The organism is Amycolatopsis sp., assembly GCF_035546795.1.
Taxonomy (GTDB): domain Bacteria; phylum Actinomycetota; class Actinomycetes; order Mycobacteriales; family Pseudonocardiaceae; genus Amycolatopsis_E.
On the sequence record NZ_DASZWC010000028.1, the window covers coordinates 133,711 to 149,254 of the forward strand.

Annotated in this window: 10 protein-coding genes; 4 read left to right on the forward strand and 6 right to left on the reverse strand. The window is 61.3% G+C overall.

The window, feature by feature from the left end; translation table 11 throughout:
* Positions 1-263 precede the first annotated feature (263 nt).
* On the forward strand, positions 264-1,046 hold the full coding sequence (locus VHD82_RS18180; RefSeq protein ID WP_325704766.1) for an IclR family transcriptional regulator: 783 nt from the start codon (positions 264-266) through the stop codon (positions 1,044-1,046).
* A 6-nt stretch (positions 1,047-1,052) separates the two neighbouring features.
* Here the strand turns inward: VHD82_RS18180 and VHD82_RS18185 are convergent, their stop codons facing one another.
* The 3 genes from VHD82_RS18185 to VHD82_RS18195 form a co-directional block, all read right to left on the reverse strand.
* On the reverse strand, positions 1,053-3,071 hold the full coding sequence (locus VHD82_RS18185; RefSeq protein ID WP_325704769.1) for a family 20 glycosylhydrolase: 2,019 nt from the start codon (positions 3,069-3,071) through the stop codon (positions 1,053-1,055).
* Between the two features lie 610 nt (positions 3,072-3,681).
* Positions 3,682-4,599: a DUF4432 family protein gene (locus tag VHD82_RS18190; RefSeq protein WP_325704772.1), complete on the reverse strand. Its 918-nt coding sequence runs from the start codon at positions 4,597-4,599 to the stop codon at positions 3,682-3,684.
* Positions 4,600-4,655: 56 nt separating this feature from the next.
* Complete coding sequence (locus VHD82_RS18195) at positions 4,656-5,756, reverse strand: Zn-dependent alcohol dehydrogenase (protein ID WP_325704775.1); 1,101 nt, start codon at positions 5,754-5,756, stop codon at positions 4,656-4,658.
* A gap of 1,067 nt (positions 5,757-6,823) precedes the next feature.
* Here VHD82_RS18195 and VHD82_RS18200 point away from each other — a divergent pair.
* From VHD82_RS18200 to VHD82_RS18210, 3 genes are read left to right on the forward strand one after another with little or no spacing between them, the layout of a single operon-like run.
* Positions 6,824-7,831 carry an NAD(P)-dependent oxidoreductase gene (locus tag VHD82_RS18200; RefSeq protein ID WP_325704778.1) on the forward strand — a complete coding sequence of 336 codons (1,008 nt, stop codon included), beginning with the start codon at positions 6,824-6,826 and terminating at the stop codon, positions 7,829-7,831.
* Between the two features lie 46 nt (positions 7,832-7,877).
* Positions 7,878-10,118 carry a N,N-dimethylformamidase beta subunit family domain-containing protein gene (locus tag VHD82_RS18205; protein WP_325704781.1) on the forward strand — a complete coding sequence of 747 codons (2,241 nt, stop codon included), beginning with the start codon at positions 7,878-7,880 and terminating at the stop codon, positions 10,116-10,118.
* Positions 10,119-10,144: 26 nt separating this feature from the next.
* Positions 10,145-11,365, forward strand: a complete 1,221-nt coding sequence (locus VHD82_RS18210; RefSeq protein WP_325704783.1) for a GNAT family N-acetyltransferase — start codon at positions 10,145-10,147, stop codon at positions 11,363-11,365.
* Positions 11,366-11,426: 61 nt separating this feature from the next.
* On the opposite strand, the gene VHD82_RS18215 is transcribed toward VHD82_RS18210, so the two are convergent.
* From VHD82_RS18215 to VHD82_RS18225, 3 genes are all read right to left on the reverse strand, one after another.
* Positions 11,427-13,025, reverse strand: coding sequence for a D-aminoacylase (locus VHD82_RS18215; protein WP_325704786.1), 1,599 nt, complete (start codon positions 13,023-13,025; stop codon positions 11,427-11,429).
* A gap of 742 nt (positions 13,026-13,767) precedes the next feature.
* The gene (locus VHD82_RS18220; RefSeq protein ID WP_325704789.1) at positions 13,768-14,577 is read right to left on the reverse strand and encodes a dipeptide/oligopeptide/nickel ABC transporter ATP-binding protein; all 810 of its coding nucleotides are present in this window, start codon (positions 14,575-14,577) and stop codon (positions 13,768-13,770) included.
* A gap of 10 nt (positions 14,578-14,587) precedes the next feature.
* The gene (locus tag VHD82_RS18225; RefSeq protein WP_325704792.1) at positions 14,588-15,544 is read right to left on the reverse strand and encodes an ABC transporter ATP-binding protein; all 957 of its coding nucleotides are present in this window, start codon (positions 15,542-15,544) and stop codon (positions 14,588-14,590) included.

The window sequence follows — 15,544 nt, forward strand, 5'->3', positions numbered from 1 at the left end:
CCGTCAGGACCGGGACTCCTGGAGTTTCATCTAGTGAAACGGCAGATCTGCCAGATGTGTTCACGGTAGGACTGGGGGTGGTTCGCGTCAAGGGGGCCACCAGGACCACCCGGACCCGGTGATTGAATCTCCGGACGGGCCGAAAAGTGTCTTCTGGCCCCCTGACGCAGGGGTTCCGGTGGCGGTAGCATCTGAAACGCAAACGTTGACGCCCGAAACGAGGTAACAAAGTGGCCCGGCGCAGGAAGCAAGATCCCGATGAGATGACCACTGGAGAACACGAGGCGCCAGAGGAGGAACGCGATTACTCCGTTCGCGCCGTGGAACGTGTCTGCCTGATCTTGAACCTGCTGCAGGAATCGGTCGACGGGATCACGCTGAACGAGGTTGCCCAGACCACCGGCCTGCCGAAGTCGTCGGCCTTCCGTTACCTGTGGACGCTGGAAAACCACCGTTATGTGGAGCGCGATGAGGACGGCGGCCTGTTCCGGCTGGGCCTCGGCTTCGTCGGCATGCAGTCCCGGCACCTGGAGATCCTGCGCGAGCGCGCGCGGCCGTCCCTGGAGCGCCTGCGCGACGAGTTCGACGAGACAGCGAACCTGGGGCTGCTCGATGGGGACCACATTATTTATCTGGACATCGCGGAGAGCCGGCGGGGCGTGCGCCTGGCCGCGTCGAGGGGCGACCGCGACCCGATCCACTGCACGGCCCTCGGCAAGGCGATCGCGGCGCAGCTGCCCGAGGACCGGGTGCGGGATCTGCTGCGGGATGCCGGCCTGCCGAAGCGGACGGGCAACACGATCACCGCGGAAGAGGCCTATTTCGAGGAGCTGACAAAGGTCCGCCGCCTCGGCTACGCCGTCGACGACCGCGAAAACGAGGACGACGGCCGTTGCGTCGCCGCCCCGCTGCTCGGCACCCACCTTCCGGTGGCCATCAGCGTGAGCGGCCCGTCCTCCCGCTTCAGCCTCGCCGAGGCGAAGAAGGTGGCCAAGACACTGATCGAAGTCGCTTCAGGCATCGCGACGAATCCGGTCACGGCGTAAGGGGAATCAGATCAGCCACGGATACCAAGGGGCGGATTCCAGCAGGTCTTTCTGTTCGCGCAACCTCCGTATCGCAGGCTTGATCTCGCGGACGAACACCCAAAGTTCGCGTAGCACGATCGGCACTAGGTGCGCTGGCTTGCCGCTCGCGACCGAACGCAGCAGCGAGTCAGCGCTTTCGAAAAGCCGAGTGAGTTCGCTCTCATCCGGCTCAGTGGGTTGCCGGACCACCGCTAGAACATCAAGGAACAGTTGCAACGTGGCGGCTGTGCGAAGCATCTCTTGACGCCAGACGTCGACGGGATTCCCCCACAACGAGTCGTCACGCCCTGTAGGCATCCGCGCGACGGCCTCTTGGAGGGTATCTGCCGTCTGCCGGACGACCTCGACCAACGGTAACGCCGTCAGAGCCACAGCACGGAACTGATCATCCGGATACGAGGAATCTCTCGAATTCGCACTGGAGAAGAATGGCAATATTTGCTGAATGACGTACATCATTAGCGGATAGCAGGCCGTGATAGTGCCGGCCAATGACAGCGCGGACTCGGCCTCATCGACGGCACCAGGACAAATTCTGGCAGCCCAACGCTGCCGGAACCCAGTCATCCCGCGTGAACCTTCGAAGTTCCACGACAGATCGGCAAGCCCTGCGTAGTTCTCACAGTCCGCCGGATCTCCAGAGCCGTAGGCCAGCACACCGGTAGCTCCGCCAGCGATCCCGCGACGCAGCATCGAGTCGATATTCGAAAGAAAGTCCTGATGAAAAAGGAATGGTGCAAGTCCAGTTGTCGGGCAACACCAACCCTCGGCCCGCTCCGTCCGCGGGCGTGGGACCGGATCATTGTATTTCCACCATGCAATGACGGGGCTCGGAAGTCTCTCCGCTTCGAGACGGTCGAGGTATTTGTCCAACACACCTTCGCGCACCAGCGAGTCCTGCCAATGGATCATCTTGACGTCGAACTCCGCCAGCACCTGACCGACCTGCACGAAGTACTCGATGAGCATCTCGCCGGCCGTGAGGTCACTGCATCCGGGGCACGAACAATACGGGGTGACCAGCCTATCCCGGTCCAATGGATCCACGTTCTTCACGGGATAGTATTCATCGCCGGCGACGTGTAGCTTACGAATTCCGTTCGGCACCAAGTGTCGGATGGTGAGACCGCGCACGAGGCAACGCAAGGAATTTCTGGCCGCTTCCTGCGACACGCAGTATCCATAACCGGTTCGTTTCCCTGCAGTGTCGCGTGCAGACAGGTCTGGAACCACCCGAGGGATGAGCGATGAATGCCCCGGCCCGCCGAGGTGCGGAATTACCTCGACGCCAAGCTCTCTCGCATGATTCACGACTTCACCGAAGAAGTCCTCACTGAACATGCGAGGCACATAGTTGTGTTCGACCTCGTCACCAGTGGCCGGATCCCAAGAAAGCAGATGCTGCGGGGAAACCGCCTCGGGGAATTCAGTCAACGGGGTGAACAAATACTCGCTTCGGTCACCACCGTGATGAATGTCCCAGCAACCGTATATCGAAACTCCCACCGTGTTGAACTTGAACCGCGCCACCCGGTCGAGGAGCGCTTTCCAGTCGTCCAGTCCCATCAGATCGGTTCCGCCAAACGACTCGATGAACACGCCGCGAGTCGACAAAGTCGGACAGTCATCGATCTGCAGCGCTGGGAGAGCGCCGCCGCCAGCACCGTCCCAGAGGTCGACAATGGTCCGCATCGCTTGGAGGGCACCCAGCGATGAACTCGCACCCACCTGAATGCCACCGGACCCTACAGACAGGTGATACCCCTCGGCCACGACGTCGGAATCGACGAAGGTCAGCGGCAGCATCCTCCCCCCGGCAGAGCCTGCCATCAAAGATGCCAGCCGGATAATTTCCCGCCGATAGCGCCCCAGCCCAACCGGGAGTCGAGCAATCGACAATTTTCGCACCGCAATGTCAGGTCCGTCACGAACCAATATCCGCGGTTGCGGAATCACACCATATTCCAACGAGTTTTTGTCCACCAGTATCCCATTCATTGTGCCAAAACCACATCGCAGAATGCGATACTAGCGAAAGTCCCCCATAATTCAACGGGGCCGATTTGCGCTACGCCGGCCCAGCGCGACGGAGACACCGCTTCACCAAATCGTCCATCCATCATCTACGATGACTTCGACGCCGGTCATGAAGCTCACCTTCGCCCGCTCCGAGAGTAGTTTGTCGGCGTACCTGTCGACTTGATCAATCCTGGAGAAACTGTGTTGACACGCACGCCGAGCTTGGCCGTGGCGACCCCAAGCGCGAACACTGAGGGCTCGCCCTCTTCCGAAGCCATACCAGCATCAACGACGAGAGTCTCCCTGGACCGTCATACAGCGCGCCATCCGACGAGTACACAACGCGCGTCCGGATTCGCTGAGCGGTGAAATCGCACGGTCAATACTTGTCCCCGCTCCAGTGACGACGACCAGGCTCGCAGTCGTTGATGTCATTGCAGCCCTCCTGAAAGAACGAGGAATCGGGCAGATCTCGTACCTGGGAACTCCGGCAGCTCCGCGAGGCGTGCCCAAGCGGTTGGCCATGGGACGCCGACCTCAGTCAGCCTCGGCCGACGTCCCATGCATGGCCACCTCATTGCTCGTGCGCCCGGAGCGTCAGGGCTATCTCGGTTCGATCACCCGGCTTCAGGTGAAGCGAGCTGTCCTCGTTGGCATGAGCTTTTAACATCGGTACTGTCGATGGCTCCACTGCGAGCACGCCACGGTTTGACGCTCCCGGATACACCCATATATGCAGGTACCGCAGTACCGTGGATTCCCAGCTCAACTCCAGCACCGTGCCTGAAGCGGGTGTTCTCAGCTCAATCGCGATCGTGCTGTTCTTCTGGATCTCCAGCTCGATCGTTTCTTCAACACCACCCAAATCGTCTGTCACCATCTCTCCGTCGAGCAGCACTTCAGGTGGCCGACCATTCCGAAAAGGGAAATTGAAGTGGTATAGCAACTCGAGCGGTTCCCGCACTTCACCACTGTTCGTCACCACGTCGCGCACTTCGACTGCTCCCGTGCCGGCGCGGGTGCTGACTGTCCGTTCGAGCTCGAGCAAGCAGCCGAACGAGCCCGGCTCGGATATACGTGCGGTCGCGGCCACGGCCGGCACTCCGTCTAACGAGGTCTCCCAGCGACCGAGCACTTCGGCACGCTGGTGGGAAAAACGACCGTGCAGCCCGTGCCCGTTTCGCGGTTGACCGACGTGGCGCAGACCACAGGTGGTGAGTAGCCCACCAGCGAAACTTCGCAACCATTCAACCCCGCTGACGTTGGGCGTCGGCAGCGCTTCTCTACTCGGATCCGACCACGCGATCGGAACACCCCGCCACCACGCCTGTGCTATGTCAAAGCCACGGTCCGGAGAAATCCGCAGATCGATACCACCCTCAACACGCATTTCCACCTGACGGGCACCGGTCGCCGGACCGTTGGTAAGCACGCTCTCTCGCACCTCACAACCAGGCAGGTGGCCGCGTACAGTCACCTCCTGGCCCATCATCGACATATCCTTCCGACGCCGCGGCATGCGTCCCACCAGCCTGTCCGGCCAAACGATCAGATCCTGTCGAAGACAAGCAGCCCACGAAGATCGAGACCCTCAGCCAACGCCGTCGATGCCTCGTTCACCTGGTCGACCGGGTAGCGACGACTGATCAGTTCGTCCAATTTGAGCTTGCCGGCGAGGTACAGGTCGACGAGCTGTGGAAACGCCACGTGCGGATTCGACGATCCGTAACGCGAGCCCACGACTCGGCGTTCACCTGTCAGCAGGTGGAACGGGTCGACGGCGACGGACTCTCCGACACGCGGCCCTCCCACGAACACGCAGGTACCGGACTTCCCCAGTGCAGCGATGGCCTGCTCCATCACGGTCGTGGATCCCACAGCGACGATGGTGTAGTCGGCACCTCCACCGGTGAGATCACGGACTGTGTCGACAACATCCGCCTGATCGGCTCGGATCGTCTCCGTGGCACCCAGTCGCCGTGCCATCTCCAGCTTGTGGTCCACGACATCGACCGCTATCACCGGGTTGGCCCCAACCAAAGCAGCACCTTGGACGGCGCTCTGGCCGACGCCGCCACATCCGAACACGACGACACTGTTGCCCGGCCGCACGCCGGCGGTGTTCGTCACAGCGCCGAGCCCGGTCGTGACAGCACACCCAATGAGCGCTGCCTTGTCCAGCGGCATATCCCTCCGGATCGAAACCGCTGCACTCTCGTCGACGACGATGTACGGGCTGTAGGTGGACGGCCCCATGTGAAACACAGGGTCGCCGTTCATCCGAAACCGCGGTGTGCCGTCACTCATGCAACCCGGAACGAGTATTCTCTCGCATAAACCTGGCCTGCCCGAGGTGCAGAAACGGCACCGACCACAGCTCGGGGCCCACGAGACGATGACATGGTCACCTGGCCGCAGCACGGAACCACCGGGTCCAACGGCGTCGACAACCCCGGCGCCCTCGTCGCCGAGGATCGTGGGAAGTGGAACATCCCCGAAGGATCCGTCCGCATGGCTGAGACAGCTGTGACAGATTCCAGCGGCAGCCATGCGGACACGAACCTCACCCTGCTTGGGCTCTTCGAGAACCACTTCCTCCATAGTCTGTTCACCCTTGACCCGGTGAAGGACAGGCGCCAGGAACTCCATCAAATGCGTTTCCTTCCTGATCAGTGCGATGTTGGGACCGAGATCGACTCGCTTCAGCTACGAGGCATGTATCGGTGGTGTCGGCCGGGAGCCACTCATTTCCTGGAGAACTTGGCCGACCCTGCACCGCAAGGAAGGCTCAGCGTGCGGGGAACAGGAATGGGCGCGGCGGTTACAGCGCGCCCACGCCCAGCAGACTGAGGCCCTCGGCCTCGCGTCCACGAGAATTTCCGGTCTGACGACATGAGGCAACGCGCTAATGACGGACGGAACTGAAATCATACGGAACCAGCAGCATGTCCCGCGGGATTCCTGCAACGTCCGGAGCGTCTCGACACGTAAACGGCACTGAGTGCCACGGACGATTCGTCTCCCATCAGCCGCCGCAGCGAGGCCGACCCCGATCAACATCATTTCGTTAGGGAAATCATCTATTTCAATGTAGAAGAGCAGGTTACCTGCGCTGGTCGTACGAGACAAGCCAACAAGCCCGAATCCCAGCCGCGTCCACCCATCCGTCATCCCTCGTCGCCCCGATGCTTTCGCGAGCAAGTCACCCGAACGGGAACGGCTTCGTCCTCGACAAGGAAGACCTCCTCGGCTGTCTGGCAGTCACGTACCGCGAGCTGCCTCGCCCGCATCCCCAGCCGACCAAGGAAGAGCATCCACGACCCTAACCAACGGGCGTCACCCCACCAGAAGAAAACCCACGTACGGAAGCGAACGACCAGTCGTCGAAGCGGTGGGGGTAACGAGTGGGACCCCGCTCCCCTGGTACTTCTGCCGGCGTCAGCCCGTGGTCGGCGGTTGAACTCGCTGCCTGCTTCACAAGGACGGCACTCAATAGCCTTGTTCGAGGAATCGGAAAACTCGCGATTCGCAGCCCCAACGGTTGCCCAAATACGCTTCGAATCCAACAGAATGGGTCGCCGAAACCCTGACAATACTTACATCGGAAAACCGCGAAAAGCCTTCCGAAGTACGGATCACGTCAAGATACGATTCTTATGTCTTGGCGGGCTTTCAACTGAGCACTTACCGATCGAAAATGAAAAAAGAGGAAACAGATGACCACTTTCTGCGTGACCGGCGCCAACGGCCGCATCGGCCGGGTTCTGATTGAAGAACTGACCGACGCGAGCGAGCATCGGGTTCGTTGCATGGTTCGCCCCGGCGACCCTTTTGCCGACCGATTGGGCACCAGCGTGGAGGTGGTGGAGGCATCGCTGACCGATGGTGACGCCATCTCCCATGCCGTGTCGGACGCGGACGTGGTGGTGCACTTGGCGGCTCAGATGGCCTTGGCGGACACGCCGATCGAGCAGTACTACGACATCAACGTGATGGGGACATTACGCGTACTCGAGGCGGCCGTGGACCGAGCACATCCCGCCAGGCGCTTCGTGTACGCGAGTACGGACGCCACTTACGGCCCGATGCGCCCAGCTTTCACACCGATCACGGAGGACCACCCACAAATCCCGGGGGACTATTACGGGACATCGAAGTTGCTGTGCGAACAGTTGGTGCGCAACTACGGCACACTTCACGACCTTCCTTACACGATTTTGCGTTTTGGCACAGCCCTGGCACCGCACGAGTCCGTGTCCTGGTTCCGCCTCGATTGGTTGCGCGCATTACTGAGTTCGCAGATCTCCATCGGCAGGCGAAGCAACATCTGGCAGTTGTTCGACGAGGTTGATGACGTCATGGGATCGCTGGAGCGACAGGTCGGTGGACGTACGGACAATCCTGCGGTAGTGGTTGTGGGCCCGAGTGGCGAACCGTGGTCAATGCAGATGTCAGATGTGCGCGACACAGTCGCGGGAACGTTGCTGTCATTGGAACATGATCGTGCGGTAAATGAAGATTTCAACATCGTTGGGCCAGGTACGACGACATTTTCAGAAGGCGCAGCCGTCGTGGCAGATCAGTACGATTTGGACACGGTCACAGTGGAAATGCCGATGACGATGGCATTCGAATTGTCAATTGACAAAGCGAGTCGCCTGCTAGGATACAAACCGCAACATGACTTTGCTTCGATGGTCAAAACTGGCGCTCAGAACGGTTAGCGACATCCAATGAACAGGACGCGATTCATCCTTTCGGACTCGTGACATGGAAGACTATCTCGTTGGTTATACCGACCGTTTCTCGGTTCGCCCGGGTCAGTCGCTGGCTTGCATGGTTTCGACCACTTCTGCTCGTTATGTCGCGGAAATCGTGGGGCCCTTACCTCGACCCGGAGCTCCCGATGTCTGGACATACGACGATCTGACCGCTGTTGAAGGTGTATCGAAAATCGAGGGGGCAGGACGACAGCAACACACGCAAGGCGGCTCATTCGCACATGTCGCAGGCCTGGGAAACGATCTGCGCGAACTCCGCCGCCTACGAGTCTCGCTGTGGTGCCAGCCGACCCTGCTCCCAGCACGCTCGGACCAAGTAGTACTCGGCAACATCGATCCGGAATCTCACACAGGCTGGGAACTCACCTTGACCACCACCTCGTACGCGGCGGTGCGAGCCGTGGGCACGGCCCGGGCTGTCGAGGTGTCTGTTCCATTGAAGGACGACGCTGCCCGCTGGTATCATTTGGAATTCGACTATGACTCGACATCCAGGCAGCTGATATTGACATTGATAGGGCCTGGCCGCTCCGAGCCGATCTCGGCCTCTGTCGTGTGCGAGCCGGATTTCCTCCGCCAGTGCGCTGACGACTTGGTCGTCGCCGCACGTCGCACGTCCGATCGCGACTCGGATGTCCGGGTGTCTGCAAACTTCACCGGCAAGATCGACAGCCTTCATGTTTACGGATTGGACTCGAAGGCTGCGGACTGCCAGGATTTGCTTCTGTCGCACTGGCGCTTCGGTGAAACGCTGACCACCGAATGGGTCGCCGACACCGGTCCGATGTCGCGTGATGCGCGGCTTGTCAATTTTCCGACTCGCGCGGTGCGCGGCCATCTCTGGGATGGTTCGTGCACCAGGTTTGCTGATGCGCCCGAACAGTACAGTGCGGTGTATTTCCACGCGGACGACCTAGGCGGCGCGGGCTGGGACCGCGACCTCGAAATCCAGATCCCAGCAGACCTGCGCACCGGGGTCTACGGCGTGCGGTGCACCAACGAGAGTGCCGGCGACCTTCTGCCGTTCGTCGTGCTGCCCGGATCCGACGACCGGCGCCCAGCCACCGTCGTCGTGCTGCCATGGCTCACCTATTTGGCGTACGGAAACAGCCGTAAGGGATTCGCGCAGGAATTTCTGGACTCGGCTGGACTCGAACCCATAGCCGACCTCGTGCCTGAGGTCATGCTGCAACATCCCGAATGGGGTAAGTCGCTCTATGATGTGCATGAGGATGGCAGCGGCGTGGTGTACGCGTCATGGCAGAGACCGCTGCTCGATGTCAGGCCCTACTACCGGAACTGGTTAACCGGCGGTCCACGGAATTTCAGCAGTGACATGTACATCTTGTGGTGGCTCGACCACCTCGGCGTTCCGGTCGATGTCATCACCGATCGCGAGCTGGACGCAGACGGTGCGGCCGCTCTCGTTGATTACGAAGTCGTCTTGACCGGGAGCCATCCCGAGTACGTGACCCAAGGGATGCTCGACGCCTTGTGCCACTACACGGAGACGGGTGGAAACCTGATGTATCTGGGTGGCAACGGCTTCTACTGGGTGACGTCGATACATCCGAGCCGGGCCGACGTGATCGAGGTCCGACGGGGCTACGCGGGCACGCGGGCATGGACCTCTCATCCCGGCGAGACCTACCACGCAACGACCGGCGAACAAGGTGGTCTCTGGCGCCATCGAGGGCGCCCACCGAACGAGCTCGTCGGTGTCGGTTTCAGTGCGCAGGGTTGGGACAAGAAAGCGGCTTTCTACCGCCGCACCGCAATTTCGTTCGACCCTGCCTACGACTGGGTGTTCCGGGATGTCGACGACGAGCGTATCGGCGACTTCGGCCTAGTCATGGATGGCGCCGGAGGTGATGAGATCGACCGGTACGACGCGATGCTCGGTGGGGCAGACGCCGCAGTGTTGGCCTCGGCGTGCGGTAACTCCGATCGTTACTGCCTGGCTGTCGAAGACGTCATGGAGTCGACTACGGAGATCACGGCGTCAACGAACGAGAAAGTTCGCGCTGACATGGTTCTGATGCGGACCTCAGGTGGCTCCGTGTTTTCCGTCGGTTCTATGGGATGGGTCCCGGCGCTTCCCGTCAACGGATTCAAGAACAACGTAGCAACGGTGACCGAGAACGTCCTCAGAGCTTTTCTAGATAATCAGGGCGGAGCTGGAACGACCTCGGCGGCACGAGACACCACAATCCGAAGGAAGCGTTCATGAAAATATCGTTACCCACCGGTTGTGAAATGGTCGAAGTGACATCGGCGGACTACCCTGAGTGGCTGGACCAGGTCTTCCTCGGCTTCGGACACGAACCCCCACGGGACCCCCAGATCCTCGATTACCTTATGTCCGCCCGTCGCCACGACCACGCGGTAACCGTGACCAAGAACAACGCATGTGTAGCCACCGTAGGCGCGTTCGCTTTCGACATGGTCATGCCAGGAGCGCAGACGATTCCGGTCGGTGCAGTCGCCAGCGGGACAGTCGTTCCCGCCATGCGGCGGCAGGGACTGCTCGCCGCAATGATGGTCGACCTGCACAACTGGTGCAGGGAAACAGATCTGGCAGCCGCGGTCGGCGTGGTGGCCGAGTGGCCGCTGCATGCGAGGCGCGGATATGGGCCTGCGGCGTGGCACGAGTCATTGGCGATCGATGTCCCAGGCGCAGGCTGGCGCACAGACCTCGATAACGGCGCAACTGCCTCCTACGACCTTCCCCGTGCCAAGGCACCTCTGTTCGCACGTCGTCTCTTCGAAGCCGGGGCACGGTCTACCCCCGGGCAGGTCATTCCCACGCCCAGCTACTGGGAGCGCTTCGACCTGGCTGAGGACGATTCGCTGCTGGATGCCTTGCTTGGGTTGGCTGACGAGAACGCAGGTGTCCAGCGATGCGCCGCCGCAGGCGAAGACGGGCTGGTCGTCTACCGGGAATCGGCAGGGACCGGTGGTCAGGTGCTGCACGTAACCGATTTCCTGGCGACGACCGCGTCCTCGTCCGCGACACTGTGGCGGCACTTGCTGTCTCTTCCTGATGTCAAAGAGATCCGAGTCTCCCGGCATCCGGTGGACGACCCATTGCGCTGGTGGGTCGTCGACGCTCGGCGGCTTCGTCCAGATCGCCAGGACGGGCTCTGGCTTCGCCCGTTCGACGTCCCGAAGCTGCTCAACACGCGGTCCTGGTTCGGGAACGGCAACTTGGTCCTGTCGGTGCACGATCGTGAAGGCTACGCGGAAGGAACTTTCCGGCTCGAGGTCGTGGCCGGCCGAGGCAGCTGTTCGCGCAGCGAATCCCACCCTGACCTGGAGATGGACGTGTCCGCTTTGGGCGCGATCATGCTTGGCGGGGTTTCAGCCACGAGCCTCACACGGAGCGGCCGGATCGCGGCTCACCGAATGTCATCCGCTCAACTCTGGGATTCGCTGGCGAAGTCCGAACGAGAACCCTTTCTCGCTTACGGTTTCTGAATGTGGTTGGCGTGCCCGACTTGACGGAGGTGGGCCACGATGCGGACGTGGTGCGACGCCGTCACCCTGCCCGTCGCAGAAACCTGCCTGGCCGGGACTGAGTCTGCCGGCCGTCCTCGACCACGAACTCGCCGTTGACCAAGACATGGACGACACCTATGGGCGGGAGGGTCGGATCGAAGAATGTAGCCTGATCGACGATCCTTACGGGATCGAACACCGCGAGGTCCGCGAAGGCGCCTTCCTCGACGCGACCGCGATCAGCAATCTTCAGCCGGTCAGCGACAACTCCGGTCATCTTGTGGACAGCATCGCCGAGACCGAGGGTCTGCTTGTCCCGCACATAGCGGCCGAGGATCCGGGGGTACGTGCCGAACGACCGGGGATGTGGCTTCCGCCCTTGCTGCTCGAAGGGGAATGCCATCCCGTCGGAGCCGATGGCCGCCAGTCGGTGCGCCAGGAAGACCGACATGTCCTCTTCGGTCCGATAGAACAGAACGATGTCGACGCTGTTGCCGTGCCTGAGACACAGATCCAGTACCACCGCGGCCGGATCCACCCCGAGCTCATCAGCGATCCGCTCGATGCTCAACCCGGTGCACCACGTGTCAGGTGCACCCGCCCTGCTGACAACAACCCGGTCCCAGATCCAGGGAATGCCGCCGAAAAAGCCTGTACTGAGTTCGGCCTCGGCACGGGCCCTGGTCGATGCGGAAGACATACGTTCACGCAATTCTTCGGTTCCGCCTTCCTGAACCCAACCAGGAAGGTACTGGACCAATGGTGATGAGGACGCGGCATAGGGATACACGTCGAACCCCACGTCCAAGCCTTTGCTCTCGGCATCTTCGAAGAGTGCGACCACACGATCCGCCTGTCCCCAGCGAGCTGGTTCGTTGATCGCCAGATGAGAGAACTGCAGACGTACGCCGGCCGCGGTCGCGGTCGAGAGGGCGTCCCGGATGTCTGGGAAGTCCTCGCCGACCGGTGAACGCGAATGTGTTGCGTACAGCGCGTCGCGGCCTGCTACAACTTTGGCCAGTTCGCACACTTCGTCAGGAGAGCCGAACGACGACGGGACGATCGTGAGTCCGGTCGACATGCCAAAAGCACCTTGGTCGAGGCTCTCGGCCAGGAGCGAGCACATAGCCGCGAGCTCTGCGGCAGTCGCAGATCTCTGGTCAAACCCCATCGCTGCGATCCTGATGGCGCCGTGACCGACAAGCGGCGCGACATTGAGGGCCGGTGCTCCGCCGTTCGAAAACTGATCGGCATATCCGTCCAGGTCTCGCCAGTCCAGATCCAGGCCTGCGGTGTCGCCGATCCAATCCAGATGATCTCGGTGCAGGGACAGGCGTTCCGACGCGAACGGAAACGCCGAGATGCTGCAGTTCCCGGTCACTTCAGTGGTGACGCCTTGCAGCACCTTGCTCGCACCCGCTCGGTCGTGCAGCAGGGTCAGGTCGGAATGGGTGTGGATGTCGATGAATCCGGGGCAGAGCACCAAGCCTTGAAGATCGCACTCCCTGGCGGCCGGCAGATCCGGCAGGATCCCGACTGCAACGATGCGATCGGACCGAATGGCCACATCCGCCAGAGTCGGAGGCGCGCCGGTGCCGTCAACGAGGGTGGCCCCACGCAACAGGAGATCAACATCCATCGGATCCTCCAACAACGGGCAGTCACGGTGACCCGGTGCGCCGAACAGCGGCAACCGCCTGGGCCAAGATACCGAGAATCGCGCCCAGGCCCGCCGCGCGGCCAGGTGGGATCGGACTTGGCATCAACTCTCTAAGTGTATGCATGTAAGTAAGCACGCCGGCCGTCGTGAGGCAAGTGATCACCAACGCCGTGGGTTCCGGTGCAGGACCCGGGTCCGGACACTGGTTCGCGCACAGCCGCGGGTACAGAAGCGATTCACGGGCTTCGACGCCCAGCCGTGCGCTTTACTTCGCGGCGAGACCTCTTGGTCAATTTTCACTGAGTAAGTCGAACATTCAGCTTGGCGAATCACCCGGCTCGAACCCCGGCAGTCGTGTCTCGGTCGCCACTCCCACGCTTCCAGGCCCGCGCGATCACGGTGTCGCACCTGTCAGTTGGAGCACGAGCAGAGCCATGGCAAGCGACTTCTCCGCGCCCGGTGGCTTGCCGGTCCCGGACCATGCCCAGGAACGGGTTCGTCATGGCAGCCATCGCACCGGATTCGTCACGGACTTCCCTGTGGCGTGAACCGTCAGACCGTCGAACAATCGCCTGCTCCGAAGGACCGAGGTTTGCCAATATGCTATCGAGCGAGGCCGTCGTGAACAGGCGAACCTTCGGATCCCATCAGCGTCCGATCCAAGCGGCTTGTCCACGAAGGCCGACAGGCCGACTCGCAACATCAGTGCAGCCCACTGGAATCAAGCCGTCCTGGACACCGCAACAGGGACAGCGAGGTCACAATCTTGAGTCGATTGCACCAAGTCATTGACATAGGAATCGCGAGACTCATCCGGCATAAGTAGCTGGTCCATTGACCCTGAGAAAAGAACTTCGCCCTTCCGCAGTACCACGACGTCGTCGGCGAGAATTTTCGCCACCGCCAGATCATGTGTGACCAGAACAGCGGCAAACCCGCTTTTCCGTTGGAGGTCGAGGAGCAAATTGATGATCTGCGCCTGAATAGACACATCCAGCGCCGCAGTAGGCTCATCGCAGAGAATCACCTGCGGGCTTGGGGCGAGCGCACGTGCAATAACGATTCGCTGGAGCTGGCCGCCGGAGAACTGCGCAGGACGTTCGCCTGCCCGCCTCGCACTGATGCCCACCAGCGTCAGCAACTCCTCCACGCGCGCCTTTCGACCGGCTCGCGACATACCCCGCAGCGGCTCGGCGATACTTGACCCGATCGTCCGCATCGGATCAAGGGCGTCTCGCGGATTCTGGAAGACCATCTGAACCGGGTTCGTTTTCCCGTGGCGCAGCTTCAACGGCCGCCCGTCGACGCGGATCGTGCCAGAGGTAGGTTCTTCGAGTCCTGCGACACAGCGGACAATAGTCGTCTTGCCCGCACCGCTCTCGCCAACCACGGCAAGGGTTTTACCAGGTTCAACCGCGAACGACACTGCCGAGACCGCCAGGTGGGCGGACCCGCCCCGTCGACCCGAAAAAGCCTTACAAAGATCGACAACCTCTATCGCCAATCCGCCAGATACGTGCGTCTCGCTCACGACAGTCCTCCTATCCCGGAAAATGGCAGGCGACTTCACGGCGCCCAATTTCCATGAGCGCCGGCCCTTCCGCCGCACACTTCTCGGTAGCGCGTCCACAACGCGGATGAAAATGGCAACCCGATGGCCATTCGCCTGCCAGCGGAGGTTCACCAAAAACCGTTGGCAACTTCTGCCGCTTGCCACGATCAAGACTCAACGAGCACGAGAGGAGGGTTGCGGTGTACGGATGAGCTGGCGCACCGAGCACGTCCGTGGTTACTCCCTGCTCTGCCACCCGTCCGGCATACATCACCACAAGGCGGTCACAGAACCGACTCACCAGATTCAGGTCGTGAGATATGAGCAGGATGCCAACGTCGTGGTCTCTCGCGATCCTCTGCAACAGTCGTAGCGCCGCAACTCGGTTCTGACCATCGAGGGCCGACGTCGGCTCGTCTATCACCAGAAGACGGAGTTCCGGCATCAAAGTCAGGGCAAGGGCCGCCCGCTGGCACATACCGCCGGACAACTCATGCGGGTAACGACGGAAGAGCGTATCCCCGTTGCCCAACCCAAGGTCTTCGCACAACATACGAGCCCTGACCTCTGCCGCCGTCTTCGACATCAAGCCGTTGCTTACGACCGCTTCCACGAGCTGTGCGCCAATGCGCTGCAACGGGTCGAACATTCCGACCGGGTTCTGGAACATCAGACCCGCGGTCGTGCCAAGGCGACGAGCGAGCTGCTCTGAATCAGATACGTCGAGTATCGCTCCATCACTGTATTGCAATTGACCCGACCCCTGCAGTCCGCGAGGCAGGAGGCCGAGCGCCGCGCGCGCCGTGAGAGTCTTTCCCGCGCCGGTTTCACCCACAAGTCCCAGCAGTTGGCCTTGGTACAGAGTCAAGTCAACGCCGGAAATCAATTCCGCGGAACGGGCTGTAGTGACGGTCAGGTTCTCGACTTTCAAAGCAATGTCAGTCAT

Excerpts from the sequence above, each read along its gene's own strand:
- VHD82_RS18180 (WP_325704766.1), top strand. The coding sequence starts at position 264 with ATGACCACTGGAGAACACGAGGCGCCAGAGGAGGAACGCGATTACTCC.
- VHD82_RS18190 (WP_325704772.1), bottom strand. The coding sequence starts at position 4,599 with ATGATGGGCCAGGAGGTGACTGTACGCGGCCACCTGCCTGGTTGTGAG.
- VHD82_RS18200 (WP_325704778.1), top strand. The coding sequence starts at position 6,824 with ATGACCACTTTCTGCGTGACCGGCGCCAACGGCCGCATCGGCCGGGTT.
- VHD82_RS18205 (WP_325704781.1), top strand. The coding sequence starts at position 7,878 with ATGGAAGACTATCTCGTTGGTTATACCGACCGTTTCTCGGTTCGCCCG.
- VHD82_RS18195 (WP_325704775.1), bottom strand. The coding sequence starts at position 5,756 with ATGGAGTTCCTGGCGCCTGTCCTTCACCGGGTCAAGGGTGAACAGACT.
- VHD82_RS18225 (WP_325704792.1), bottom strand. The coding sequence starts at position 15,544 with ATGACTGACATTGCTTTGAAAGTCGAGAACCTGACCGTCACTACAGCC.
- VHD82_RS18215 (WP_325704786.1), bottom strand. The coding sequence starts at position 13,025 with ATGGATGTTGATCTCCTGTTGCGTGGGGCCACCCTCGTTGACGGCACC.
- VHD82_RS18210 (WP_325704783.1), top strand. The coding sequence starts at position 10,145 with ATGGTCGAAGTGACATCGGCGGACTACCCTGAGTGGCTGGACCAGGTC.